The organism is Enterobacter sp. MGH 4 (assembly GCF_000534735.1).
GTDB classification, from domain to species: Bacteria; Pseudomonadota; Gammaproteobacteria; order Enterobacterales; family Enterobacteriaceae; genus Enterobacter; species Enterobacter intestinihominis.
This window is the reverse complement of the sequence record NZ_KI973293.1, coordinates 296,059-321,126: the sequence shown is the minus strand read 5'-3', so window position 1 is coordinate 321,126 and position 25,068 is coordinate 296,059. Positions and strand designations below refer to the sequence as shown.

At 54.9% G+C, this 25,068-nt stretch carries 23 protein-coding genes, 1 pseudogene and 1 other annotated feature; of the genes and pseudogenes, 5 read left to right on the top strand and 19 right to left on the bottom strand.

What is annotated here, in order from left to right:
* Positions 1-4 precede the first annotated feature (4 nt).
* From lspA to L350_RS24870, 4 genes and pseudogenes are all read right to left on the bottom strand, one after another.
* Positions 5-505: a signal peptidase II gene (gene lspA / locus L350_RS09110; RefSeq protein WP_022647008.1), complete on the bottom strand. Its 501-nt coding sequence runs from the start codon at positions 503-505 to the stop codon at positions 5-7.
* Positions 505-3,321, bottom strand: a complete 2,817-nt coding sequence (ileS, locus tag L350_RS09115) for an isoleucine--tRNA ligase (protein ID WP_032625429.1) — start codon at positions 3,319-3,321, stop codon at positions 505-507. The genes lspA and ileS overlap by 1 nt, the downstream gene beginning before the upstream one ends.
* Positions 3,322-3,366: 45 nt before the next feature.
* Positions 3,367-4,293, bottom strand: coding sequence for a bifunctional riboflavin kinase/FAD synthetase (gene ribF, locus L350_RS09120; protein WP_023299293.1), 927 nt, complete (start codon positions 4,291-4,293; stop codon positions 3,367-3,369).
* 7 nt (positions 4,294-4,300) lie between these two features.
* Positions 4,301-4,518 (bottom strand): annotated as a pseudogene (locus L350_RS24870) (DUF2575 domain-containing protein).
* Between the two features lie 101 nt (positions 4,519-4,619).
* Here L350_RS24870 and rpsT point away from each other — a divergent pair.
* Positions 4,620-4,883 carry a 30S ribosomal protein S20 gene (gene rpsT, locus L350_RS09125; RefSeq protein ID WP_003856458.1) on the top strand — a complete coding sequence of 88 codons (264 nt, stop codon included), beginning with the start codon at positions 4,620-4,622 and terminating at the stop codon, positions 4,881-4,883.
* A 58-nt stretch (positions 4,884-4,941) separates the two neighbouring features.
* On the opposite strand, the gene nhaR is transcribed toward rpsT, so the two are convergent.
* The 4 genes from nhaR to dnaK form a co-directional block, all read right to left on the bottom strand.
* Positions 4,942-5,841 carry a transcriptional activator NhaR gene (gene nhaR, locus L350_RS09130; RefSeq protein WP_032625426.1) on the bottom strand — a complete coding sequence of 300 codons (900 nt, stop codon included), beginning with the start codon at positions 5,839-5,841 and terminating at the stop codon, positions 4,942-4,944.
* A gap of 58 nt (positions 5,842-5,899) precedes the next feature.
* Positions 5,900-7,075 (bottom strand): Na+/H+ antiporter NhaA, encoded by a 1,176-nt coding sequence (nhaA, locus tag L350_RS09135; RefSeq protein WP_032625424.1) that lies wholly within the window; start codon positions 7,073-7,075, stop codon positions 5,900-5,902.
* A 173-nt stretch (positions 7,076-7,248) separates the two neighbouring features.
* On the bottom strand, positions 7,249-8,394 hold the full coding sequence (gene dnaJ / locus L350_RS09140) for a molecular chaperone DnaJ (RefSeq protein WP_008502040.1): 1,146 nt from the start codon (positions 8,392-8,394) through the stop codon (positions 7,249-7,251).
* 87 nt (positions 8,395-8,481) lie between these two features.
* Positions 8,482-10,395 (bottom strand): molecular chaperone DnaK, encoded by a 1,914-nt coding sequence (gene dnaK / locus L350_RS09145; RefSeq protein ID WP_006810169.1) that lies wholly within the window; start codon positions 10,393-10,395, stop codon positions 8,482-8,484.
* A 296-nt stretch (positions 10,396-10,691) separates the two neighbouring features.
* Here dnaK and satP point away from each other — a divergent pair, with 296 nt between their 5' ends.
* Positions 10,692-11,258 carry an acetate uptake transporter gene (satP, locus tag L350_RS09150; protein WP_032625422.1) on the top strand — a complete coding sequence of 189 codons (567 nt, stop codon included), beginning with the start codon at positions 10,692-10,694 and terminating at the stop codon, positions 11,256-11,258.
* Here satP and L350_RS09155 read toward each other — a convergent pair.
* The 3 genes from L350_RS09155 to tal form a co-directional block, all read right to left on the bottom strand.
* Positions 11,235-12,557 (bottom strand): MFS transporter, encoded by a 1,323-nt coding sequence (locus tag L350_RS09155; protein ID WP_023305417.1) that lies wholly within the window; start codon positions 12,555-12,557, stop codon positions 11,235-11,237. The genes satP and L350_RS09155 overlap by 24 nt on opposite strands.
* Positions 12,558-12,679: 122 nt before the next feature.
* Positions 12,680-13,267, bottom strand: a complete 588-nt coding sequence (mog, locus tag L350_RS09160) for a molybdopterin adenylyltransferase (protein WP_003856479.1) — start codon at positions 13,265-13,267, stop codon at positions 12,680-12,682.
* Positions 13,268-13,377: 110 nt separating this feature from the next.
* The gene (gene tal, locus L350_RS09165) at positions 13,378-14,331 is read right to left on the bottom strand and encodes a transaldolase (RefSeq protein ID WP_003856481.1); all 954 of its coding nucleotides are present in this window, start codon (positions 14,329-14,331) and stop codon (positions 13,378-13,380) included.
* A gap of 262 nt (positions 14,332-14,593) precedes the next feature.
* On the opposite strand from tal, the gene L350_RS09170 reads away from it, so the two are divergent.
* Positions 14,594-16,027 carry an alanine/glycine:cation symporter family protein gene (locus L350_RS09170; protein ID WP_023299289.1) on the top strand — a complete coding sequence of 478 codons (1,434 nt, stop codon included), beginning with the start codon at positions 14,594-14,596 and terminating at the stop codon, positions 16,025-16,027.
* Positions 16,028-16,093: 66 nt separating this feature from the next.
* A complete protein-coding gene (yaaA, locus tag L350_RS09175; RefSeq protein ID WP_022647000.1) occupies positions 16,094-16,867 on the top strand; it encodes a peroxide stress protein YaaA in 774 nt (257 codons plus the stop codon).
* Between the two features lie 31 nt (positions 16,868-16,898).
* Here the strand turns inward: yaaA and L350_RS09180 are convergent, their stop codons facing one another.
* The 7 genes from L350_RS09180 to yjjY form a co-directional block, all read right to left on the bottom strand.
* Positions 16,899-17,186 carry a DUF2502 domain-containing protein gene (locus L350_RS09180; protein WP_022646999.1) on the bottom strand — a complete coding sequence of 96 codons (288 nt, stop codon included), beginning with the start codon at positions 17,184-17,186 and terminating at the stop codon, positions 16,899-16,901.
* Positions 17,187-17,434: 248 nt separating this feature from the next.
* On the bottom strand, positions 17,435-18,721 hold the full coding sequence (gene thrC / locus L350_RS09185) for a threonine synthase (protein WP_032625419.1): 1,287 nt from the start codon (positions 18,719-18,721) through the stop codon (positions 17,435-17,437).
* Positions 18,722-18,724: 3 nt separating this feature from the next.
* Positions 18,725-19,654, bottom strand: coding sequence for a homoserine kinase (thrB, locus tag L350_RS09190; protein ID WP_023299286.1), 930 nt, complete (start codon positions 19,652-19,654; stop codon positions 18,725-18,727).
* 1 nt (position 19,655) lies between these two features.
* Entirely contained in the window at positions 19,656-22,118 is a 2,463-nt protein-coding gene (gene thrA, locus L350_RS09195) for a bifunctional aspartate kinase/homoserine dehydrogenase I (protein WP_032625416.1), read from the bottom strand.
* A gap of 24 nt (positions 22,119-22,142) precedes the next feature.
* Positions 22,143-22,260, bottom strand: a sequence feature (Thr leader region).
* Positions 22,199-22,267: a thr operon leader peptide gene (gene thrL / locus L350_RS23360; protein ID WP_015572623.1), complete on the bottom strand. Its 69-nt coding sequence runs from the start codon at positions 22,265-22,267 to the stop codon at positions 22,199-22,201. Its footprint overlaps the feature before it by 62 nt.
* 211 nt (positions 22,268-22,478) lie before the next feature.
* Complete coding sequence (locus tag L350_RS09200; protein WP_032625413.1) at positions 22,479-23,165, bottom strand: tRNA/rRNA methyltransferase; 687 nt, start codon at positions 23,163-23,165, stop codon at positions 22,479-22,481.
* 399 nt (positions 23,166-23,564) lie between these two features.
* The gene (gene yjjY / locus L350_RS24290) at positions 23,565-23,705 is read right to left on the bottom strand and encodes a YjjY family protein (protein ID WP_001541509.1); all 141 of its coding nucleotides are present in this window, start codon (positions 23,703-23,705) and stop codon (positions 23,565-23,567) included.
* A 95-nt stretch (positions 23,706-23,800) separates the two neighbouring features.
* Here yjjY and arcA point away from each other — a divergent pair, with 95 nt between their 5' ends.
* Positions 23,801-24,517 (top strand): two-component system response regulator ArcA, encoded by a 717-nt coding sequence (gene arcA, locus L350_RS09205; RefSeq protein ID WP_003856501.1) that lies wholly within the window; start codon positions 23,801-23,803, stop codon positions 24,515-24,517.
* Between the two features lie 48 nt (positions 24,518-24,565).
* Here arcA and creA read toward each other — a convergent pair whose 3' ends face one another.
* Positions 24,566-25,036 carry a protein CreA gene (gene creA / locus L350_RS09210; RefSeq protein ID WP_032625411.1) on the bottom strand — a complete coding sequence of 157 codons (471 nt, stop codon included), beginning with the start codon at positions 25,034-25,036 and terminating at the stop codon, positions 24,566-24,568.
* Positions 25,037-25,068 lie beyond the last annotated feature (32 nt).

Genomic DNA, 25,068 nt, shown 5'->3' with positions numbered 1-25,068 from the left:
TTTGTTACGCCTGCTCTTTCGCGGCCGGTTTAGGCAAGAAGCCTTCCAGCACGATTAACGCTGCACCAACGCATATTGCGCTATCGGCGAGGTTAAAGGTCGCAAAGTGCCAGTTGCCGACGTAGAAGTCGATCATATCGACTACAAAGCCGTGCCACAGGCGGTCAAACAGGTTACCCAGTGCGCCACCAATGATCAGCGCGTAGGCGATGTTATTCAGCTTTTGCGTGGCCTTCGAGCGGTACATCAGCACCGCGAGCACGACGCAGATACCCATTGCGATACCTGCGAAGAACCAACGCTGCCAGCCACCGCTGTCGGCAAGGAAACTAAACGCCGCGCCGTAGTTGCGGGCGTAGTGCAGGTTAAGCGACGGGAACAGCGGGACCGTATCCCCCAGAGCGAAATTCTGGAGGATCAGGAACTTGCTGCCCAAATCAATAATCAGCACCACTACCACCAGCCACAGCCAGCGCAGTCCTGTTGAACAGAGAGTTTTACTCATCAGGCAAACTTACGTTTTTCGCCGTCGCCGGCGACGTTGCTTACACAGCGTCCGCAGATGTCTGCGTGTTCCGCCACCTGGCCGACATCGGAAGTGTAATGCCAGCAACGCGGGCATTTTTCACCATCGGCTTTGCTCAGTGCGACCTTCAGTCCTTTGAGCAGTTCGCTCTGCTGAGCATCAGCAGATGCCTCGGCATAATCCGCAACTTTCGCACCGGAGGTCAACAGGACAAATCGTAATTCATCGCCCAGCGCGGTCAGCTTCGCGGCCAGCTCAGGCTCTGCGTACAGGGTCACCATCGCTTCCAGAGAGCCACCGACTTTCTTGTCAGCGCGCGCCTGCTCGATAACCTTGTTCACTTCGCCACGCACTTTCAGCAGCTCGTCCCAGTAGGCGTCGTTCATTGCTTCAGTGCTGGAGAGGTCGAACAGACCTTCGTACCACTCGCCGGTGAAGACATACTTCTCACGGTCACCCGGCAGGTAACCCCAGATTTCATCTGCGGTGAAGGACATGATCGGCGCCATCCAGCGTACCAGCGCCTCTGCGATGTGGAACAGCGCGGTCTGGCAGCTACGACGCGCCACGCTGTCCGCTTTCGCGGTGTACTGGCGGTCTTTGATGATATCGAGATAGAACGACCCCATCTCAATGGAGCAGAAGCGCATCAGGCGCTGCACCACTTCGTGGAAGTCGTAAGACTCATAGGCTTTCAGAATATCTTCCTGTGCCGCTTTCGCGCAGCCTACCGCCCAGCGATCGAGCACCACCATCTCTTCCGGCTTCACCATGTCTTTTACCGGATCAAACCCGTTCAGGTTCGCCAGCAGGAAGCGCGCGGTGTTACGGATACGACGATAGCTGTCAGCAGCACGTTTCAGGATCTCGTCAGACACCGCCATTTCGCCCGTGTAGTCGGTGGATGCCACCCACAGGCGTAGAATATCCGCGCCCAGCTTGTTCATCACGTCCTGCGGAGAAACGGTGTTACCGATGGATTTGGACATCTTACGGCCCTGACCATCCACGGTGAAGCCGTGGGTCAGTACCTGGCGGTAAGGTGCTTTGCCCTTCATGGCGGTGGAGATCATCAGGGATGACATGAACCAGCCGCGGTGTTGGTCGGAGCCTTCCAGATACATGTCGGCAGCGTGACCGGCGAACTCAGGGCGCACGTCAACCACGGAGGAGTGGGTAGACCCGGAGTCGAACCACACGTCCAGGGTATCCGGCACTTTCTCGTAGTTGTCCGCGTCAGCGCCCAGGATGTCACGGGAATCGAGATCCCACCACGCCTGAATGCCGTCAACTTCAACGCGCTTCGCCACCTCTTCCATCAGTTCCAGGGTGTTCGGGTGCAGTTCCTGCGTCTCTTTATGCACGAACAGCGACATCGGCACGCCCCATGTGCGCTGACGGGAGATACACCAGTCAGGACGGTTAGCCACCATGGATTCGATACGCGCCTGGCCCCAGTCCGGGATCCACTGCACGCCTTTGATCTCTTTCAGAGACTGCTCGCGCAGGCCTTTCTGGTCCATGCTGACGAACCACTGCGGGGTCGCACGGAAGATAATCGGGGTCTTATGGCGCCAGCAGCACGGATAGCTGTGCTGCATTTTCTCAACGTGCAGCAGCGCGCCGCTGGTGCGAAGCATGTCAACGATGATGTCGTTGGCTTTAAAGACGTTGATACCGTCCAGCGCCGGGTAGGTGCCAGGCAGGTAAGAGCCATCCGGACCGACCGGGTTGGCGATTTCCAGACCGTATTTCAGGCTGATGTTGTAGTCGTCAGGACCGTGGCCGCCGGCGGTATGCACCGCACCGGTACCGGCGTCCAGCGTGACGTGGTCGCCCAGGATCGCCGGAACGTCGAAGTCCAGGAACGGGTGTTTGAAGCGCATCAGCTCCAGCGCGTCGCCTTTTACGGTACCCAGCACGCTGTAATCAGTGATGTTCGCGCGTTTAAGCACGCTTTCAACCAGATCTTTTGCCAGGATAACCGCGCGACCATCAATTTGTACCAGCGCGTACTCAAACTCACCGGACAGGGAAATGGCACGGTTGGCTGGTAACGTCCACGGGGTGGTGGTCCAGATAACCAGCGAGACTGGACCGCTTACGCCTGGCAGGCCAAATTTAGCTTTGATCGCATCCTGATCGACCGCTTCGAACGCCACGTCGATAGAAGGCGAGGTTTTGTCGTAATACTCTACTTCCGCTTCTGCCAGCGCAGAACGGCAGTCCACGCACCAGTGCACCGGCTTAGCGCCTTTATGCAGGTGACCGTTGCCGATGATTTTACCCAGCGCACGGATAATGTTGGCTTCGGTTTTGAAGTCCATGGTCAGGTACGGGTGCGACCAGTCGCCCAGCACGCCCAGACGGATGAAGTCAGCGCGCTGACCGTCAACCTGGGTGGCAGCGTATTCGCGGCATTTCGCGCGGAACTCTGCGGCGGTGAACTTCTCACCTGGCTTACCGTACTCTTGCTCCACTTTCAGCTCGATTGGCAGACCATGGCAGTCCCAGCCCGGAACATAAGGCGAGTCATATCCCGCGAGTCCTTTGGACTTCACGATAATGTCTTTCAGAATCTTGTTTACAGAGTGACCAATATGAATGCTGCCATTCGCATAGGGAGGGCCATCATGCAGAATGAAGGTTTTTTTGCCTTTTTTGGCTGCACGAATGATGCCGTACAGGTCATCATCAGTCCAACGCGCCAGCATTCCCGGTTCGCGCTTGGCGAGATCGCCGCGCATCGGGAACCCTGTTTCCGGCAAATTCAGGGTTGATTTATAGTCACTCATCAGATTCTCGGTTCCGTATTTATCACGTAGGCAGTTAAGCCGGTTCTAAAGCCCAAAAAACTCGCGGGCCGTTAATTCATCTCGCGCGATTTGCGCCTTAAGTTCATCCAGCGAAGCGAATCGCTGTTCATTGCGTATTTTTTTACGCAGTATCACATCTATATGGCGACCGTAGAGGTCCATTACAACGTCCAGCAGGTGTACTTCTAACTGTTGACGCACACCGGAAACCGTTGGACGTGTACCAATGTTGGCAACACCGTAGAAAGGCTTCTCACCCAGTCCTGCCACTTCCACCGCATAGACCCCTTTAACCGGGGAGACCTGACGACGCAGCGGTATATTCGCCGTCGGAAAACCTATCGTGCGGCCCAGCGCATCGCCATGGACCACACGACCTGAAATTGTGAACGGATGACCCAGCAGCGTTTCTGCCGTGTCCAGTTCATCGTTCGCCAGAGCCTGACGTACCGCCGTGCTGCTGACGCGCACCCCGCCCTCACAGAAGGTCATCGTACTGGTGACGTCAAACCCGTACTCCAGGCCAGCCTTCTGTAATAACAAGAAATCGCCCTGACGACCAGCGCCAAAGCGGAAATCATCGCCCACGGCGAGAAACTGCACGCCAAGCTGCCTGACCAACAGATCGCTGACAAAGTTTTGTGCGGTCAGCGCGGCAAACCGACGGTCGAAGCGTACGCACAGGACGTAGTCCACGCCGGACTCCGCCAGGTAGCGTAACTTCTCACGCAGACGCGTCAGCCGCGCGGGGGATTTCTCGCCAGCAAACAGCTCCAGCGGCTGCGGTTCGAAAATCATCACCACAACGGGCAGGCCACGCGCCTCCCCTTCTTTACGCAATCCCTGCAACAGCGCCTGATGCCCACGATGCACGCCGTCAAAATTACCAATGGTCAGTACGCACCCGTGCGGGGCTTGACTGAGATTATGTATGCCGCGTATCAGCTTCATGACTGGCTCAAAACAGTGAAAATCGCCAAAGTATACCTTGTACGGCGGTTAAGGTTAACCGGCGATTGTTCACGCGAAACAGAAAGCCGTATGATTTCATCAGGCTGACCTTTCACAGCAAAAAAATCTGCCCGAGAACTGCGATTTTTATGCCGAAAGGCTGTATTCACGAAAGACAAGCTGGTAGAATCCTGCGCCATCACTACGTAACGTAGCGTCGCTCATTAACGGCGCTTATTTGCACAAATCCATTGACAAAAGAAGGCAAAGAGGGCATATTCCTCGGCCTTTGAATTGTCCACATAGAACATATTTGGGAGTTGGACTTGGCTAATATCAAATCAGCTAAGAAACGTGCCGTTCAGTCTGAAAAGGCTCGTAAGCACAACGCAAGCCGTCGCTCTATGATGCGTACTTTCATCAAGAAAGTATACGCAGCAATCGAAGCAGGCGACAAAGCTGCAGCGCAGAACGCATTTAACGAAATGCAACCAATCGTGGATCGTCAGGCTGCTAAAGGTCTGATCCACAAAAACAAAGCAGCGCGTCATAAAGCAAACCTGACCGCGCAGATCAACAAACTGGCTTAATCGCTACTTGTTGTTGCTTGTTTGAAAGAACCCGCTTAACGCGGGTTTTTTTATGTCTTCAGATTGCCGGCGGCGTAAACAGCGCCGAGTAGTCGCGGTTGCAGATTCGCTGCACCGCCGGGTGCTGAATCATCCTTTCGGCGAATATGGCGTGATACTCTTCCATCACGTTATCCACCCTGCCAATCTCGGTAATCTTGTCGTCTGAATAGAGATCGTGCGCGTACAGCGTCGGGGCAACGAAGATAGCGTTGTGCGCCTCGCCAAAAGCCTTCATCAAAGCCGCATCGTCGAACTCACCGAGGATCTCCACGTTCAGCCCCTGCGAGTTAAACCAGTTCAGCAGCTTACGTCCGAGCATAGACCGCCTACCCGGCACCAGCAGGCGGCGCTCTTCCAGGCAAGCAGGAAACGGTTTTTCCGGCGGCGGATTAATGCACCAGAAACTGACGCCGCATTCGCCAATTTTCACCGAGAGCAAGCCTTCCTGCTGCGTGGAGTCGATTGGGCAGTCCGAGATAATCATATCCAGCTTATGCTGGCTCAGCTGTTCCAGCAGCATCTCGTGAGTGGACTCAAAGCAGCGTAAATGAATCTGTTCATCTTCCACCACCGCCGCATCCAGCACACCGCTTACCAGCCGTTTGGACAACGCATCCGCCACGCCCACGTCAAAGAGCAGGTTCGACTCTTTGCGATAGTTAACGATATCCAGCATCTCCTGGCTCAGGGTGAACATCTTGTCCGCATAGCGGAACACCAGTTCGCCCAGCTCGCTCGGCTCAATGCCACGTCCTTTCCGCTTAAAAAGCTTGCCCTGTAAGCGCTCTTCCAGGGCTTTGATTTGCCCGGTAATAGTTTGTGGTGTCAGGTAGAGCGCCTCTGCCGCTCCCACGACCGAGCCCTGCTTGTAGACATGCCAGAAGTAATAGAGATGGTTATAGTTCAAATGAGACATCACGTTTTCACTCCCTGATAGTTTATCGGGAGAAGGCTTCCCTTCTCCCGGTTTCCTGTTATGCCTGGACAGCCTGTCCGGACAACTTCACCTTCAACAAGGTATAACCAATAACCGCGGCCAGTAACGACCCGATAAGAATGCCGAGTTTCGCCCAGACGATAAGCTCAGGCGCGCTGGTGCCAAACGCCAGCGTCGAGATAAAGATCGACATGGTGAATCCAATACCGCACAGCACGCCGATGGCCATAATCTGACTAAAGGTGGTTCCGTTTGGCAATGACGCTAGCTTCAGCTTCAGCGCCAGCCAGCAGAACAGGCTGATACCCAGCGGCTTACCGATAAACAAACCAGCGATGATACCCAGCGGCAGCACAGAGGTGAGTCCGTCCAGGGTAACACCGGCCAGGGAAACACCCGCGTTGGCAAATGCAAACAGCGGCAGGATCATAAAGCCCACCCACGGATGAAGCACATGCTCCAGCTGTCTGGCAGGCGATTTGCCGTCCTGCTCCTTCAGCGGAATAAAGAAGCCAACGATGACGCCCGCCAGCGTGGCATGCACGCCAGACTTCAGCACCGCCGTCCACAGCACCATCCCCACCAGAATATAAATACCCGTGCGTCGGACGTTGAAGACGTTCAGCAACGCCAGCACCGCAATAGCCACGGCCGCCACGCTCAGCGACAGAACCGACAGATCGCTGGTGTAGAACAGCGCGATAATCACGATAGCGCCCAGGTCATCGATAATCGCCAGCGCCATCAGGAAAATTTTCAGTGCTACCGGGACGCGGCTACCGAGCAAGGCTAAGACCCCGAGCGCAAACGCGATATCCGTTGCGGCCGGGATCGCCCAGCCGTCACGCGCAACCGGATCCTGCCACGCAAACGCGAGAAAGAGCAACGCGGGAACGATCATCCCGCCAATCGCCGCGATCACCGGAAACGCCGCGCGCTGTCGGCTGGCAAGAGAACCGATCACCAGCTCACGTTTGACCTCCAGGCCTACCAGCAGGAAGAACACCGCCATCAGCGCATCGTTGATCCACAGCAGCATGTTCTTGTTAATTTCCAGCGCCCCGACCTTCAGCTCGACGGGGGTTTCCAGAAATGCGTGATAGAGATCGCGCGTCATGCCCATATTGGCGAGCAGCATGGCGGCTGCAGCAGCAATAATCAGGATGACGCCGCCGGATGCCTCACTGCTAAAGAAACGGTGTAGTAATTTCACGTTTAAACTCTCTTTTACAACAATACCTCGGTAAAACCATAATATCAGCGCAAACAGATCGGTAAAAACAGATTAATATTGGTTATAGATTCAGTTTAACCGAGGAATAACGCTATAAAGCAAAAAGCCCGGAATCGCTTCCGGGCTTTAAAGGATAGTAACCAGCTGGCAGGTTAGCGGGTTAAATCGTCGAAGAATTTTTTGACGCCATCGAAGAAGCTTTTGGAGCGCGGGCTGTTTTTCTCACCCGTCGGGCCACCAAAACTCTCCTGAAGCTCTTTCAGCAGCTGTTTCTGCTTGTCGTTCAGGCCGACCGGCGTTTCAACGACCACGCGGCATAACAGGTCACCCTGCGCGCCACCGCGAACGGATTTAACGCCTTTGCCGCGCATGCGGAACAGCTTCCCGGTCTGGGTTTCGCCAGGGATTTTCAGGTTAACGCGGCCGTCCAGCGTCGGCACTTCGATTTCGCCGCCCAGCGCCGCCATCGCAAAGTTGATCGGCACTTCACAGTACAGGTTGTTACCTTCACGCTCGAAGATGGCGTGCTGTTTAACCTGAACCTGAACGTACAGATCCCCTGCCGGTGCGCCGTGCTCGCCAGCTTCCCCCTCACCTGCCAGACGGATGCGGTCGCCCGTATCTACGCCTGCCGGGATCTTAACGGACAGCGTTTTGGTTTTCTCCACGCGACCGTGACCGTGGCATTTGGTGCACGGATCTTTAATCAGCGTACCGCGACCATGACAATGCGGACAGGCCTGCTGCACCGCGAAGAAGCCCTGGCGCATCTGCACCTGACCGGAACCGTGACAGGTTGGACAGGTCTGTGGCTGAGTCCCCGCTTTCGCGCCGCTGCCGTGGCAAACGTCACACTCTTCCAGCGTCGGGATACGGATCTCTTTGGTTACGCCACGAACCGCTTCTTCCAGTGTCAGGTCCATGTTATAGCGCAGATCTGCGCCGCGCGCCGCGCGCTGACGACCACGACCGCCGCCGAAGATATCGCCAAATACATCGCCAAAGATGTCGCTGAAATCAGCGCCGCCGCCGAAGCCGCCGCCACCAAATCCACCGCCGCCCATGCCGCCCTGTTCAAAGGCCGCGTGACCATACTGGTCATAAGCCGCACGTTTTTGTGCATCGGTCAGGACTTCATAGGCTTCTTTAATCTCTTTAAATTTGGCTTCAGCCTCTTTGTCACCCTGATTACGGTCAGGGTGGAATTTCATGGCCAGGCGCTTATATGCCTTTTTGATTTCACGCTCTTCCGCAGTTTTCGGAACGCCTAAAATCTCGTAATAGTCTTGCTTTGCCATTGGTTTTTTTAAGCCCCTTAACATGCGAGCACGGGCGTGGAGAATACTCCTACGCCCGTGCCGATTAATTACCCTGCATCAGGGCGATTATTTTTTATCTTTCACTTCTTCGAACTCAGCGTCGACAACATCGTCGTCTTTCGCGTTGTTCTGGGAAGCATCAGCGCCCGCCTGCTGCTGTGCGTGCTGCTGCTGAGCGATTTCCATCAGCTTCTGAGAAACCTGTGCCAGCTCCTGCATCTTCGCTTCAATGTCCGCTTTGTCTTCGCCTTTCAGAGACGTTTCCAGCGCGCTCAGTGCAGTTTCGATCGCAGTTTTGTCTTCCGCTGGCAGTTTATCGCCCGCTTCTTCAACCTGCTTACGGGTGCTGTGCAGCAGATGGTCACCTTGGTTACGGGTCTGAACCAGCTCTTCGAACTTACGGTCGGATTCCGCGTTAGCTTCGGCATCACGAACCATTTTTTCGATTTCCGCTTCGTTCAAGCCAGAAGATGCCTTGATGGTGATCTTCTGCTCTTTACCGCTGTTTTTGTCTTTCGCAGACACGTGCAGGATACCGTCAGCATCGATGTCGAAGGTGACTTCGATCTGTGGCATGCCGCGTGGTGCCGGGTTAATACCGTCCAGGTTGAACTGACCCAGAGATTTGTTATCCGCCGCACGCTTACGCTCACCCTGAATCACATGGATGGTTACCGCAGACTGGTTATCTTCAGCGGTAGAGAACACCTGGCTGTGTTTCGTCGGGATAGTAGTGTTTTTGTTGATGAGCGGAGTCATCACGCCACCCATGGTTTCGATACCCAGTGACAGCGGAGTAACGTCCAGCAGCAGTACGTCTTTCACTTCACCCGTCAGAACACCACCCTGAACCGCAGCACCGATAGCAACCGCTTCGTCCGGGTTCACGTCTTTACGTGGCTCTTTACCAAAGAATTCAGCAACTTTCTTCTGAACCATTGGCATACGAGTCTGACCACCTACCAGGATAACGTCCTGAATATCAGACACGGACAGGCCAGCGTCCTGCAATGCAACTTTCAGTGGCTCGATAGAACGGTTCACCAGATCTTCTACCAGGCTTTCCAGTTTCGCACGGGTCACTTTGATGTTCATGTGTTTTGGACCGGTCGCGTCTGCGGTGATGTACGGCAGGTTCACGTCGGTCTGCTGAGCGGAAGACAGTTCGATCTTCGCTTTCTCAGCGGCTTCTTTCAGGCGCTGCATGGCCAGCGGGTCGTTACGCAGGTCAATGCCCTGATCTTTCTTAAACTCGTCAACGAGGTAGTTGATCAGACGGGTATCGAAGTCTTCACCACCCAGGTGGGTATCACCATTGGTTGCCAGAACTTCGAAGGTTTTTTCGCCGTCAACGTCGTCGATTTCGATAATAGAGATATCGAAGGTACCACCACCCAGGTCGTAAACCGCGATAGTACGGTTGCCAACTTCTTTATCCAGACCGTAAGCCAGCGCAGCTGCGGTTGGTTCGTTGATGATACGTTTTACTTCCAGACCTGCGATACGGCCAGCATCTTTGGTTGCCTGACGCTGAGCATCGTTGAAGTAAGCAGGTACGGTGATAACAGCTTCAGTTACCGGTTCACCCAGGTAATCTTCCGCGGTTTTCTTCATTTTCTTCAGCACTTCAGCAGAGATCTGCGGAGGTGCAGTTTTGGTGCCTTTCACATCAAGCCATGCATCGCCGTTATCGGCTGCGATGATTTTGTAAGGCATGATGGAAACGTCACGCTGAACTTCTTCGTCCTGGAAGCGGCGGCCAATCAGGCGTTTGATTGCAAACAGGGTGTTTTGCGGGTTTGTCACTGCCTGACGTTTAGCCGGCTGACCAACCAGAGTTTCACCATCCTGGGTATAAGCAATGATAGAAGGCGTGGTGCGATCGCCCTCGGCGTTCTCCAGCACACGTGCAGTAGTGCCATCCATAATCGCTACACAAGAGTTGGTAGTACCCAGGTCGATACCAATAATTTTACCCATCTAAACGTCTCCACTAAAAATTCAGTCAACATGTGGTTGTGTACCTGTAATAAGGGCAGAACGTGCTTTTTCAACTGCCCAGATTTGATTTTTTTCAGGTCCACACACTGCGGTTGCTTACAAGATGGGGTCACAACGGCATCCATCAAGGGGGAAGGATAAAAAATTTTTTAATTTCACCCCGATGAGATCATAGACGGCGCCGATGCCGCCCATTATGATGCCGCGCCCCGTCAGGGAGAACTGGCGCGGGTTTAACCATTTCACCATATTAATGATGATTTTTTTGAGGACTTATGGGCAACACTAAGTTGGCTAATCCGGCTCCGCTGGGCCTGATGGGTTTTGGCATAACCACCATTCTGCTGAACCTGCACAACATCGGGATGTTCCCGATGGACGGCGTAATCCTGGCGATGGGCATTTTTTACGGCGGTATCGCGCAAATTTTCGCGGGCCTGCTGGAATATAAGAAAGGCAATACCTTCGGCTTAACCGCCTTTACCTCTTACGGTTCGTTCTGGCTGACGCTGGTCGCCATTCTGCTGATGCCTAAAATGGGCCTGGCAGATGCTTCAAACGCCCATTTCCTGGGCGTGTACCTGGGACTGTGGGGCGTGTTCACCCTGTTCATGTTCTTCGGCACCCTGAAGGCGAACCGCGCGCTGCAATTCGTCTTCCTGAGCCTGACCGTGCTGTTCGCTCTGCTTGCCGCGGGTCACCTGGCGGATAACGAAGGCATCGTTCACGTTGCCGGCTGGGTCGGTCTGGTGTGCGGCGCAAGCGCTATCTACCTGGCAATGGGTGAAGTGCTGAACGAGCAGTTCGGCCGCACCGTATTACCGATTGGTGAAAAACACTGATCCCTCTGTCGTGCCCGCGTCGCGGGCACGACATCCCTCTGACTGGCGAAGCCACATCCCCAATACCAGCCCCATCAGCGATAACGCCAGCACGTACCATGCAGGTGCAAGGGGTGACAGCCCCATCAACACCGTGACCACAATCGGGGTCAGCCCACCGAAAATGGCATACGAGACGTTATAAGAGAAAGAGATGCCGGTGAAGCGTACCTCCGGCGGGAAGGCGCGGACCATTACGTACGGTACGGCGCCAACGACGCCCACGCACAGCCCGACGATGCCGTACAGCAGGAACAACTGTTCAGGATGGCTGCCCGCAAGATGGTAGAATGCCCAGCTCGACGCGGCCAGCAGCAGGCTGCCGACAATAAAGGTCACGCTGGCACCGAAACGATCCGCCGCCAGTCCCGCGGCCAGACAGCCAAAGCAGAGCATAATTGTCGCGATACTGTTCGCCTGTAACGTCACAGCAGGCGCAAAACCGTACTGTTTTTGCAGCCAGACCGGCGACATCAAAATGACCACCACGATACCCGCAGACAGCAGCCAGGTCAGAAGCATCGACACGACTACCGCTTTTTTATGCCGCACTACTACGGTTTTTACCGGCAATTCTTGCGCCAGCGCCTTCCGCTGCTGCATTTCCAGAAATACTGGCGTCTCCTGCAACCAACGTCGCAGGTACATTGCCACCAGCCCAAACGCCCCGCCCAGCAGGAACGGGATACGCCAGCCCCAGTCGTGAACGGCCTGTTGCGTCATGCTGGTATTGATGATGGTTGCAACCACGGAGCCAAGCAGGATCCCGATCGTCAGTCCTGCGGTCAGGGTTCCGCACGCAATGCCGATGCGGCGCACCGGGACGTGCTCAGCGACAAACACCCACGCGCCCGGCACTTCCCCGCCGATGGCCGCGCCCTGAAGAATACGCATCAGTAGCAGCAATAACGGGGCGATAATGCCCATCGACTCATAGGTAGGCAAAAGGCCAATCGCCAGCGTCGGCACGGCCATCAGCAGGATGCTGAGGGTAAACATCTTCTTGCGCCCAACCAGATCGCCAAAGTGCGCCATAACAATGCCGCCCAGCGGACGCGCCAGATACCCGGCAGCGAAAATGCCGAAGGTTTGCACCTGACGCAGCCATTCAGGAATATCCGCCGGGAAAAACAGCGCCCCCACGACGGCGGCGAAGAAGACAAAGATGATGAAGTCGTAAAACTCCAGCGCGCCGCCCAGAGCAGCGAGCGTGAGGGTTTTGTAGTCCTGTCGATTCAGAGGTCGGGTGTTATGTGACATAGCGAACCATTGTGCATGTGTTGTGGATTATTTTTTACAGCAATCGTAAAGAAAAAATTACTATATCGTAAATCCATTTACACGCTACTGCGGCTGGCGCTAATGTCACATTTAAAGCATTTTCAGGAGATTGTTTCGCGGCGAGCGCTTTTAGGGCGAAATGCTGCTACCACGTTGCCGTCAGTTTCCACGTACGGACCGTCAAGCAGTTGTATACAATACGGTACACTTGCAAAGATACCGTGGACGATAACGCTGCCGTCTTCGGCTTTTACTCCTTCCAGCGTTTCTTTTATCGACTTCGGCTGCCCCGGCAGGTTCAGGATCAGCGCCTGTTTGCGGATCACTCCGACCTGACGGGAAAGAATGGCCGTCGGGACAAAGTGTAGACTGATCTGGCGCATCTGTTCACCGAAGCCCGGCATTTCACGATCGGCGATAGCCAGCGTCGCGTCCGGCGTTACATCGCGGCGCGCGGGGCCGGTTCCGCCCGTCGTCAGCACAAGGTGGCAGCTCATCTCATCCACCAGCTCACACAGGGTCTGCTCGATGATCGGCTGCTCGTCCGGGATCAGGCGAGTCTGGATCTCAAACGGGGTAGTGAGCGCGCTGCCCAGCCACGCTTCCAGAGCAGGGATGCCTTTATCCTGATAAACACCGCTGGAGGCGCGGTCAGAAATCGACACTAAGCCGATGCGTAAGGTATTCATATCCATTCCATTCAAAAAGTACTGATTAAAGGGAATGATACACGCAGAGAGAAAATTCAGACAGAGGCGGGGGAAAGAGGCGTGACCGGGAACCCGGTCACGCAGAATGATTACAGCAGGTCGCCGATCATTTTTTCCAGTTTTTCCTGGTCGATAGCAAACTTACGGATACCGTCCGCCAGTTTATCTACGGCCATTGGATCCTGGTTGTGCTGCCACAGGAACTCGGACTCGGTGATGCGCTCTGGGCGCGCTTTCACTTCACCGGTGTAGGACAGTTTACGCTCGATAGCTCCTTCGCTTTCTGCCAGCTCTTTCAGCAGCGCAGGGGCGATGGTCAGGCGGTCACAGCCAGCCAGCTCAATGATTTCACCGACGTTACGGAAGCTTGCGCCCATAACAACGGTCTCATAGCCGTGCTGTTTGTAGTATTCGTAGATTTCCGTCACGGAAATCACGCCTGGATCTTCAGACGCCGCATACTCTTTCTTGTCGGTGTTGGCTTTGTACCAGTCCAGAATACGGCCCACAAACGGAGAAATCAGGTATACGCCAGCTTCGGCACATGCACGCGCCTGTGCGAAGGAGAACAGCAGAGTCAGGTTACAGTTGATCCCTTCTTTTTCCAGCTGTTCAGCGGCGCGAATGCCCTGCCAGGTAGAGGCCAGTTTGATCAGGATACGGTCGTTGCTGATGCCCGCATCGTTGTACAGTTTGATCAGGCGTTTTGCTTTGGCAATAGACGCTTCGGTGTCGTAGGACAGGCGAGCATCAACTTCAGTAGAGATACGGCCAGGAACGAGCTTCAGGATTTCCAGACCGATGTTTACTGCCAGTTTGTCAGTCGCATCCACAACCTGCTGCGCGCGGTCATTGCTCTGTGCTTTTGCCCAGGTCACCGCCTCGTCGATCAGTTTGCGATACTCAGGGATCTGCGCGGCGTTAAGGATCAGAGAAGGGTTGGTTGTAGCATCCTGCGGCTGGTACAGCTTCATTGCCGCAATATCTCCGGTGTCAGCGACGACAGTGGTGAACTGACGAAGGGAGGTCAATTTATCCGTCATGATAGTGTTTCTCTTTTAACGTTCCCTGTATAATTCACACTACCGACAGCCTGCCAGCAGCGGAAAAATGACAGGTTTACTTGTTAGGGGGATGTAACCGGTCTGCCCTGATGATAACACGAGTGAGAGGCAGCGCAACCGCAGACAGTGCGCTTAGGCAGAGTATGATAAACTCAGAATATTAACAGGCTGCTAAGTAACAGCATGCACAATCAGTGGTAGCGCTTACATATTCACGTTGGCATCAACAAGAGGGACGTTAGTGCCTGATTTCTTTTTCTTTATTAACGAAGTCCTCTGGGGTTCTATCATGATATACCTGCTTTCAGGAGCAGGTATCTGGTTTACGTGGCGCAGCGGACTGATTCAGTTTCGCTATATTCGCAAATTTGGCAGAAGTCTGAAAAACAGCGTCACACCACAGCCGGGCGGCCTGACCTCGTTTCAGGCGCTCTGTACCAGCCTGGCCGCGCGCGTCGGCAGCGGTAACCTGGCCGGTGTCGCGCTGGCAATCGGCGCGGGCGGTCCGGGCGCGGTATTCTGGATGTGGGTGACGGCGATTATCGGTATGGCCACCTCCTTTGCTGAATGCTCGCTTGCGCAGCTCTACAAAGAAAAAGACGGCAACGGTCAATTTCGCGGCGGCCCCGCCTGGTATATGGCTCGCGGACTGGGAATGCGCTGGATGGGCGTCCTATTCTCAATCTTTTTACTGATGGCCTATGGTCTTATTTTCAATACCGTTCAAGCTAATTCCGTCGCCCACGCGCTGCGCTTTGCCTTCAATTGTCCGGAGTGGCTGACGGGCAGCGCGCTTGCCCTTCTCACCCTGCTGACCATTGTGACCGGGCTCAGAGGGGTTGCCCGCCTGATGCAGTGGCTGGTTCCGCTGATGGCGCTGCTGTGGGTGTCAACCAGCCTGTTGGTATGCGCGATACATATCGACGAAGTGCCGAACGTCATCGTCACTATTTTCCAAAGCGCGTTCGGCTGGCGCGAAGCGGCTTCCGGCGCGCTGGGTTACACCCTTAGCCAGGCGCTCACTGCGGGTTTTCAGCGAGGCATGTTCTCCAACGAGGCGGGAATGGGCTCCACGCCGAATGCCGCCGCAGCGGCCGCATCCTGGCCCCCGCATCCCGCCGCGCAGGGCATTGTACAGATGATTGGCGTCTTCACAGACACCATTGTTATCTGCTCCGCCAGTGCGATGATAATGTTGCTGTCCGGCGCCGTTGAACATCCATCCGGCAGTACAGCAGGCATTCACTGGGTACAACAGGCGCTGGTCTCACTCGTCGGCGGTTGGGGCGCAGGCCTTGTCGCCCTTGTCGTGGGGCTTTTTGCCTTCAGTTCTATTGTGGTGAACTATATCTATGCCGAGAACAACCTTATTTTCCTGAAAGTTGACTCGCGTCTGGCCCGCAACATCCTTCGCGCGGGTGTGCTGGCGATGGTATTTGTCGGTTGCCTGCTCAGCATGCCGATGATCTGGCAACTGGCGGATGTCATTATGGCGCTGATGGCCATCACCAATTTGACGGCAATTTTGCTTCTTTCACCGGTTGTAGCGCTGATCGCGCGCGATTATCTGCGTCAGCGCAAGCTCGGCGTACAGCCCGTCTTTGACGCCTCACGCTATCCCGAAATCGAATCACAAATTGCTCCTGGCACCTGGGATGATTTGCCGCGGCAATAACAGCTATCGATCAATTCAGGGCGATTTTTTGTTAAAGTCGCTCTAAATTTCCTGCAAGGACTGGATATGCTGATTCTGATTTCACCTGCCAAAACGCTCGACTACCAGAGCCCGCTCGCCACTGAGCGTTATACCCAGCCGGAATTGCTGGACTACTCGCAACAGCTGATCCACGAGGCGCGTAAGCTTTCGGCTCCGCAAATCGCTTCGCTGATGAGCATCAGTGATAAACTCGCCGACCTGAACGCCACCCGTTTTCATGAGTGGCAGCCTGACTTCACGCCCGCCAACGCCCGCCAGGCGCTATTGGCCTTTAAAGGTGATGTCTACACTGGCCTGCAAGCAGAAACGTTTAGCGAAGCCGATTTCGATTTTGCCCAGCAGCATCTGCGCATGTTATCCGGCCTGTACGGGGTGCTGCGCCCGCTGGATCTGATGCAGCCGTATCGTCTGGAGATGGGTATCCGCCTGGAAAATGCTAAAGGCAAAGATCTGTACCAGTTCTGGGGCGATGTCATTACCGATAAGCTTAACGCGGCGCTGCAAGCCCAGGGGGACAACGTGGTGATCAACCTGGCCTCCGATGAGTACTTCAAATCGGTGAAGCCGAAAAAGCTGGATGCGGACATTATCAAGCCGGTGTTCCTCGACGAGAAAAACGGCAAATTTAAAGTGATCAGCTTCTACGCCAAAAAAGCGCGCGGTCTGATGAGCCGTTTCATCATTCAAAACCGCCTGACGAAGCCAGAGCAGCTCACTGGCTTTAACAGTGAAGGGTATTTCTTCGACGAGGCATCGTCAGTAAAAAACGAGCTGGTGTTTAAGCGTCACGAGCAATAAAAGACAACCCCGCCAGCTGGCGGGGTTTGTGTTAATGGTGCTTCCGGTCCGGCCCCGGGCGATGATCGTCATGACGGTGATGATCGTGACGATCGCGATGTTCATCGTGCGGACGCCAGTGGTTATCGCGCCAGTCATAGTGCGCTTTCCACCAGTCATGGTCGCGCCAGCGGCCGCCATCCCAGTAGTGTCCGTTATTATCCCGATCGCCAATTTGCAGTTTTACCGCAGGGACGAGGGTGATCTCAGCTGCCTGCACCGCCATGGGAGCGACCAGCATCAGTGAAAGCGCGATAAGTGCAGGTTTCAGTGTAGACATAGGTGACTCCTTATTCTTCTTGCCCAACGTGGGCCGATGTAAGGAGAGTACGTGATGGGAACGGTGGATGTTATTCTCTGCAATCCTAAACCCTAAGTGACCGCATTTATTGGGAATTTCTGCTTTTTTCCTGCTGTTTTTCTCCTTATTTTCTCCATAAAAAAGCCGGGTGGCGGCTTCGCCTTACCCGGCCTACTTTCTGAAATGTTCCAGGCCCGGTAAGGCGTAGCCGCCACCGGGCAATAAACTCACGCTCGGGTCATCATCAGCTTACGCAGTGCGGCAAAGTCTGCGGGCAGCTCATGGGACAGCAACGGCAGGTCGGCGCGCTCGGCCAGCTCTTTTGGCAGCGGCAGCGTTTCACCCAGGATCGCTTCCACGCTCTCTTTGAACTTGGCCGGATGGGCGGTACCGAGGAACAGGCCATACTCACCCGGTTGAAGCTGATCGCGCAAGGCACGATAGGCAATCGCCGCGTGCGGCTCAGAGGTATAGCCCACCGCTTTCAGCTCGCGCATGGTGGCTTTCGTGGTTTCGTCCTTCACCGCTGCGTAGCCCAGGTCGCCCAGACGCCAGACCTTACGGCGGAACAGCTCTTCCACACGCGGCCAGTTGTTAGGCTGTGACACATCCATCGCATTGGAGAGCGTGGCCTGCGTCGCGTTCGGCGCCCATTTTCCGTCCTTCAGGAAACGCGGCACGGTGTCGTTGGCGTTGGTAGCGGCGATAAAGCGCTTCACCGGCAGGCCGAGTGATTTCGCCAGCAGGCCCGCCGTCAGATCGCCGAAGTTCCCGCTTGGCACAGAAACTACCAGCTGATTGCGCGCGTCCTGCGGCAGCTGGGCCACCGCTTCGAAGTAGTAGCAGATCTGCGCCAGCAGACGGCTGATGTTGATGGAGTTGGCAGAGTTCAGCCCCAGCGCCGCCTTCAGCTCTTCGTCATCAAAGGCCTGCTTCACCAGCGCCTGGCAGGCATCGAAATCGCCGTCGATCGCCACGGTTTCAATGTTGCCCCCAAGAGTGCAGAACAGTTTTTCCTGAAGCGGGCTGATTTTGCCTTTCGGATAGAGGATCACCACGCGGACGTTTTTCAGGCCGTAGAACGCATGAGCCACCGCCGCACCGGTATCACCTGAGGTCGCGGTCAGGATGGTCACCGGTTTGTCGCCGCTGATGTGGGTCAGCATCTGCGCCATAAAGCGACCGCCGAAATCTTTGAACGCCAGCGTCGGGCCGTGGAACAGCTCCAGGCAGCCAACGTCAGGCTCCACCTGCTTCACCGGGGCCGGGAAAGCAAACGCCGCGCGCACGCGCTCTTCGAGCAGCTCCCGCGGGATTTCGTCGCCAATAAACGCAGACAGAATTTTGGTGCTGCGGGTGACAAAGTCCTGCTTAAGCAATTCATCGATTTCAGTCAGTTGAAATTCCGGCAGGTCGTGGGGGAAGAACAGCCCCTGATTTTTGCCCAAACCCTGCGTTACCGCCTGCGCAAAGCTGACCTGCTCGTTATGATCTTTAAGGTTGTAGAGTTTCATTCGTTATCCCAGTACTCGTGCGCCAGCCGTGTCCAGACGGCAAATATGAACAAAGCCTTCCTGATTTTGCAGGTAGTGTTTAGAGAGCCAGTCCGCCACGCGCTGCGCGGTGTCTGGCTTGTCGCATAAGGCGAACAGCGTCGGGCCGGAGCCGGAGATGCCGCACGCCTGTGCGCCGATATCCATGGATGCCTGTCGCGCTTCGTTAAAGCCCGGCAGCAGCTTCGTGCGATACGGCTCGGCAATAACGTCTTTCATCAGTTTCGCCGCCAGCTGCGGCTGTCGGGTATAGCAGGCATGAATAAAGCCCGCCAGATGACGCCCGTGGGCGATACAGTCCTGACGACGATACTGCGCCGGCAGGATCGCACGCGCTTCGGCGGTAGAAACCTTAATGCCCGGATAGGCAAGCACCCACAGCCACTCATCAAACCCTGGCACCTGCTGGCTGATGATGCCATTTTCTTCAATCATCAGCTGCATGCCGCCAAGGAAGCACGGCGCCACGTTATCATAATGAATGCTGCCGGAGATGCGCCCTTCCAGCTCGCCCATCAGCGCCAGCAAGCGGCTGTTGTTCAGCGGCTTGCCGCAGTGCTCATTCATCGCCACCAGCGCGGCGACCACCGAGCAGGCGCTGGAGCCGAGTCCCGAACCAATCGGCATGCTCTTTTCCAGCGTCATGGCGACCGGCACGTTTTTACCAATCTCCTGACAGAAGCGTTCCCAGCACTGATAAACGATATTCTCACGCGGTTCAGGCGGCAGCTTGCTGGCAAAACGGCCGACGTTATTCAGGCTGAAGCGCTCTGCCGCCTCAACCGTTACCGTATCGCCCAGCAGCGAACCATCCACCGGCGTAACCGCCGCGCCCAGCACGTCAAATCCGACGCTCATATTGGCGCTGGAAGCCGGGGCATATACTTTAACCATCTTAAACTCCTAACTTCCATGACAGGGTACGCAGCAGATCGGCAAACACGCCCGCCGCCGTCACATCATTCCCTGCGCCATAGCCGCGAAGTACCAGCGGCAGTGGCTGATAATAATGGCTGTAGAACGCCAGGGCGTTCTCGCCGTTTTTCACCTTGTACAGCGGATCGTTGCCATCCACTTCGGCAATCTTCACGCGGCAGACGCCGTCTTCTTCAATATTGCCAACATAGCGCAATACCTTACCTTCATCACGGGCTTTCGCAACGCGGGCGGCAAAGGCGTCGTCAAGCTGCGGTAACCTGGCCATAAAAGCGCTGACGTCGCCGCTGTCATCAAATTCTGCTGGCAGCACCGGCTCAATCACGATATCCGAAAGCTCCAGCTCGCGGCCGGTTTCGCGCACCAGGATCAGCAGCTTACGCGCCACATCCATACCGGAGAGGTCGTCGCGCGGATCCGGCTCGGTGTAGCCCAGCTCGCGCGCGGCGCGGGTGGCTTCCGACAGGCTCATCCCTTCGTCCAGCTTGCCGAAGATAAACGACAGGGAGCCGGAGAGGATGCCGGAGAAACGCTGTAGTTCGTCGCCCGCGTTCAGCAGGTTTTGCAGGTTCTCGATGACCGGCAGGCCTGCGCCCACGTTGGTGTCATACAGAAACTTGCGGCGCGACTTGCTCGCCGCCAGACGCAGCTGGTGATAGTAATCCATCGACGAGGTGTTGGCCTTTTTGTTCGGCGTCACCACATGGAAACCTTCGCGCAGGAAATCCGCGTACTGATCGGCCACAGCCTGGCTGGAGGTACAGTCGACGATCACCGGGTTAAGCAGGTGATACTCTTTCACCAGACGGATCAGACGACCCAGGTTGAACGGCTCTTTCGCCTCTTCCAGTTCCGCCTGCCAGTTTTCCAGGTTCAGACCGTGGACGTTAGTCAGCAACGCTTTCGAGTTCGCAATTCCGCAGACGCGCAAATCGATATGTTTCTTCTTAAGCCACTCCTGCTGGCGCTTTACCTGCTCCAGCAGCGCGCCGCCGACGCCGCCGACGCCCACCAGGAACAGCTCAATCACCTGGTCGGTGTTGAACAGCATCTGATGCACCACGCGCACGCCGGTAGTGGCGTCATCGTTATCCACGACAACGGAAATTGAACGCTCTGATGAGCCCTGGGCAATCGCCACGATATTGATATTGGCCCGCGCCAGGGCGGCAAAGAATTTGGCGGAGATTCCGCGCAGGGTGCGCATGCCGTCGCCTACCACGGAGATCACGGCCAGACGCTCCTGAATCGAGAGCGGCTCCAGCAGCTCTTCTTTCAGCTCCAGGTAGAACTCTTCTTCCAGCGCGCGACGGGCGCGCAGGCAATCGCCCTGCGGGACGCAGAAGCTGATGCTGTATTCGGAAGAAGACTGCGTGATCAGCACCACGGAGATCCCATTACGGGACATGGCCGCAAACACGCGTGCCGCCATGCCAACCATACCTTTCATACCCGGGCCAGAGACGCTGAACATCGCCATGTTATTAAGGTTCGAAATGCCTTTTACCGGCAGGTCATCTTCATCAGCGCTGGCGCCAATCAGCGTACCCGGCGCCTGCGGATTACCGGTATTTTTAATCAGGCAAGGGATCTGGAACTGGGCAATCGGGGAGATGGTACGTGGGTGAAGCACTTTGGCGCCGAAGTAGGAAAGCTCCATCGCTTCCTGGTACGACATCGACTTCAACAGCCTGGCGTCCGGCACCTGGCGCGGGTCACAGGTATATACACCATCAACGTCAGTCCAGATCTCACAACAGTCTGCACGTAAACAGGCCGCCAGCACGGCAGCGGAGTAGTCAGAGCCGTTACGCCCCAGCACCACCAGTTCGCCCTTCTCGTTACCGGCGGTGAAGCCTGCCATCAGGATCATGTGGTCAGACGGGATTTTGCTCGCCGCAATGCGGCGTGTCGACTCGGCAATGTCGACGGTGGATTCAAGGTAGTGCCCCACAGCCAGCAGTTTTTCAACCGGATCGATGACCGTCACGTGGTGACCGCGCGCTTCCAGCACGCCTGCCATGATGGCGATAGAGAGTTTTTCACCCCGGCAAATCAGCGCCGCGTTGATGCTGTCCGGGCATTGACCCAGCAGGCTGATACCGTGAAGAACGTGTTTAATCTGGGCAAATTCGAGTTCAACGGTGGTTTTCAGCTGCGCCAGCGGGAAGCCAGGCTGGGCGTCTGCCAGCCCCTGAAGCAGTTCAGCGAAGATACGTTCGGCGTCGCTGATGTTCGGAAGTGCATCCTGGCCACCGATGGTTTTTTCAATCATCGCCACCAGGTGGTTCGTGATTTTTGCCGGGGCAGAGAGCACGGTAGCAACCTGCCCCTGACTGGCGTTACTTTCCAGGATATCGGCAACACGCAGAATACGCTCTGCATTTGCCACTGATGTACCGCCGAACTTCAACACTCGCATGGTTCTACCTCATTTCCTTTAGCCGAAAAAAAAGCCCGCACTGTTCAGGTGCGGGCTTTTTTCTGTTTTTCCTGTACGCGTCAGCCCGCATCGTTACCTGTGGTAATGATGATGGTTGTAGTAATGGTGGTGATGCTGATGCGTTTCATGGATGTTGTGTACTCTGTCATTATTATCTGTCTGTGCTCTATTCTTTTAGGGTTAAAGGATCGGACACCTTAAGTCAATGAATTTTTAATTTGATCACAATTCGGGACATTCTCACGTCCCGCTGCGTGCAGATTTATTTTCATCGGAATACCCCAGATGCAACCCCAGACATCAGCAGGATCGGCCATAATAAAAACCTATGACACTATTTTACTCGGCTAATTTTTTTTCAATATCATGAAGCAATCGGTGCAGCATTGCCGTGTCGCGCTGTTCAAGACGCCCCAGGCGCTGCTGTAACCAGTCCACCATTTTTTGATCGTCAGCGACGCCCAGTTGCTCGAGAAGCTTATCTGCACGAATACGCAGCGCCGCCAGCTGGTTTTCATCCGTTACTGACGCTGGCGGCTGAGAAATTTGTATTAAGGATGCTAATTGATAGCAGTACACCATCACCGCCTGCCCCAGATTGAGTGACGGATAATCCGCCACCATCGGCGCGCCCGTCAGCACGTCAGCCAGTTCCAGTTCTTCGTTAGTCAGCCCGGAATCTTCTCGCCCAAACACCAGCGCGGCTTTCTCCAGCCACTGGCTTTTTTCTTCCAGCATTGGCACCAGTTCAGCAGGCGTGGCGTAATAATGAAACTTCGCCCGGCTGCGCGCGGTCGTCGCGACGGTAAACGAAATATCGTGCAACGCCTCAGCGAGCGTAGCGTAAGTGGTTATATTATCGAGAATATCACCCGAACCGTGCGCCACCCATCGCGCAGCAGGCTCCAGATGTGCCGCGCTGTCTACGATACGCAAATCGGTAAAACCCATGGTCTTCATGGCACGCGCCGCAGCGCCAATATTTTCAGCTCTTGCTGGTGCCACCAGCACAATCGACAGATGCATTTATGCTCTCTTTTTAATCAGTTAGCAGGTAAAAATGTGATTCACTTCAACATATTACGCAGCACGAATTTACAATTTTGCAACACAAATCACCGAAATAGCGTTTCATAACAATTAAAAAAAGCTAAACTATTTTGTGGCTGAACAATCAGTTAGAATGTTAACAGAAGTCCATTATCCTTATGTTTTGTAATGATAATGACCTTATGAATACTCTTTTCCGATTGGATTCGTACCGTTTATCAATCAATGTCCGCAACTAGTTGGTTTATTGAAAAATTGTGACAAAGGCTAGCATTCAGCTACGATGATTTCATCAAACTGTTAACGTGCTACAATTGAACTTGATATATGTCAACGAAGCGTAGTTTTATTGGGTGTCCGGTGTCACTTAGCCTGTTATGTTGCTGTTAAAATGGTTAGGATGACAGCCGTTTTTGACACTGTCGGGTCCAAAGGGAAAGTACCCACGACCAAGCTAATGATGTTGTTGACGTTGATGGAAAGTGCATCAAGAACGCAATTACGTACTTTAGTCACGTTAAGCCGATCATGTTAATTTGCGACATGCATCAGGCAGGTCAGGGACTTTTGTACTTCCTGTTTCGATTTAGTTGGCAATTTAGGTAGCAAACATGCAGACCCCGCACATTCTTATCGTTGAAGACGAGTTGGTAACACGCAACACGTTAAAGAGCATTTTCGAAGCAGAAGGCTACGATGTCTTTGAAGCGACCGATGGCGCAGAGATGCATCAGATCCTTTCTGAAAATGATATCAACCTGGTGATTATGGATATCAATCTGCCGGGCAAAAACGGGCTTCTTCTGGCGCGCGAACTGCGTGAACAGGCGAACGTCGCGTTGATGTTCCTGACAGGCCGTGACAACGAGGTTGATAAAATTCTTGGTCTGGAAATCGGCGCGGATGACTACATCACCAAGCCGTTCAACCCTCGCGAGTTAACCATTCGTGCACGCAACCTGCTGTCCCGCACCATGAATCTGGGTACGGTCAGTGAAGAGCGTCGTAGCGTCGACAGCTACAAATTCAACGGCTGGGAACTTGATATCAATAGCCGTTCGCTGATTAGCCCGAACGGTGAGCAGTACAAACTGCCGCGCAGTGAATTCCGCGCGATGCTGCACTTCTGCGAAAACCCGGGCAAGATCCAGTCCCGTGCAGAACTGCTGAAGAAAATGACCGGTCGTGAGTTGAAGCCACACGATCGTACCGTTGACGTAACCATCCGTCGTATTCGTAAACATTTCGAATCTACGCCTGATACGCCGGAAATCATCGCCACGATCCATGGTGAAGGCTATCGTTTCTGCGGTGACCTCCAGGAGTAATCCTCCCGTCACGCAGTAAAAAACGGCGCTTTTGCGCCGTTTTTTTTATCAATGCCACGGCATAATCGGCACCGCGCTAATCGCGTTTTTCGGTGAGCCTTCCACGACTTTGTCGGAATAAGCCAGATAAGCCAGTGTGTTACGCTTCGCGTCATAAAAACGGACCACCTGTAGCTTTTTGAACACCAGCGAGGTCCGTTTCTGGAATACAACGTCGCCCTGCGCTTTGCCGTTTTTAATTTTGTCACTCAATTCCACCGGACCAACCTGCTGACAGGAGATGGCCGCGTCAGACGTGTCTTCAGCCAGCCCCAGGCCGCCTTTAATCCCGCCGGTCTTCGCCCGGCTGACATAGCAGGTGACGTTTTTAACGTCCGGATCGTCAAAGGCCTCCACCACAATTTTGTGGTCCGGCCCAAACATTTTAAACACGGTGTCCACGGAGCCAATTTGCTCCGCCTGTGCCACGCGCCCTGCCATCAGCGCCATTGCTGCAAAGACTAAAACCTTGTATTTCATATTGTTACCATTCATAAAAATTACGCTGAGCG

What these genes read in the sequence shown, in the direction of transcription:
- lspA (WP_022647008.1), bottom strand. Translation starts at nt 505, where the DNA reads ATGAGTAAAACTCTCTGTTCAACAGGACTGCGCTGGCTGTGGCTGGTG.
- ileS (WP_032625429.1), bottom strand. Translation starts at nt 3,321, where the DNA reads ATGAGTGACTATAAATCAACCCTGAATTTGCCGGAAACAGGGTTCCCG.
- ribF (WP_023299293.1), bottom strand. Translation starts at nt 4,293, where the DNA reads ATGAAGCTGATACGCGGCATACATAATCTCAGTCAAGCCCCGCACGGG.
- nhaR (WP_032625426.1), bottom strand. Translation starts at nt 5,841, where the DNA reads ATGTCTCATTTGAACTATAACCATCTCTATTACTTCTGGCATGTCTAC.
- dnaJ (WP_008502040.1), bottom strand. Translation starts at nt 8,394, where the DNA reads ATGGCAAAGCAAGACTATTACGAGATTTTAGGCGTTCCGAAAACTGCG.
- dnaK (WP_006810169.1), bottom strand. Translation starts at nt 10,395, where the DNA reads ATGGGTAAAATTATTGGTATCGACCTGGGTACTACCAACTCTTGTGTA.
- satP (WP_032625422.1), top strand. Translation starts at nt 10,692, where the DNA reads ATGGGCAACACTAAGTTGGCTAATCCGGCTCCGCTGGGCCTGATGGGT.
- L350_RS09155 (WP_023305417.1), bottom strand. Translation starts at nt 12,557, where the DNA reads ATGTCACATAACACCCGACCTCTGAATCGACAGGACTACAAAACCCTC.
- mog (WP_003856479.1), bottom strand. Translation starts at nt 13,267, where the DNA reads ATGAATACCTTACGCATCGGCTTAGTGTCGATTTCTGACCGCGCCTCC.
- tal (WP_003856481.1), bottom strand. Translation starts at nt 14,331, where the DNA reads ATGACGGATAAATTGACCTCCCTTCGTCAGTTCACCACTGTCGTCGCT.
- yaaA (WP_022647000.1), top strand. Translation starts at nt 16,094, where the DNA reads ATGCTGATTCTGATTTCACCTGCCAAAACGCTCGACTACCAGAGCCCG.
- L350_RS09180 (WP_022646999.1), bottom strand. Translation starts at nt 17,186, where the DNA reads ATGTCTACACTGAAACCTGCACTTATCGCGCTTTCACTGATGCTGGTC.
- thrC (WP_032625419.1), bottom strand. Translation starts at nt 18,721, where the DNA reads ATGAAACTCTACAACCTTAAAGATCATAACGAGCAGGTCAGCTTTGCG.
- thrB (WP_023299286.1), bottom strand. Translation starts at nt 19,654, where the DNA reads ATGGTTAAAGTATATGCCCCGGCTTCCAGCGCCAATATGAGCGTCGGA.
- thrA (WP_032625416.1), bottom strand. Translation starts at nt 22,118, where the DNA reads ATGCGAGTGTTGAAGTTCGGCGGTACATCAGTGGCAAATGCAGAGCGT.
- L350_RS09200 (WP_032625413.1), bottom strand. Translation starts at nt 23,165, where the DNA reads ATGCATCTGTCGATTGTGCTGGTGGCACCAGCAAGAGCTGAAAATATT.
- arcA (WP_003856501.1), top strand. Translation starts at nt 23,801, where the DNA reads ATGCAGACCCCGCACATTCTTATCGTTGAAGACGAGTTGGTAACACGC.
- creA (WP_032625411.1), bottom strand. Translation starts at nt 25,036, where the DNA reads ATGAAATACAAGGTTTTAGTCTTTGCAGCAATGGCGCTGATGGCAGGG.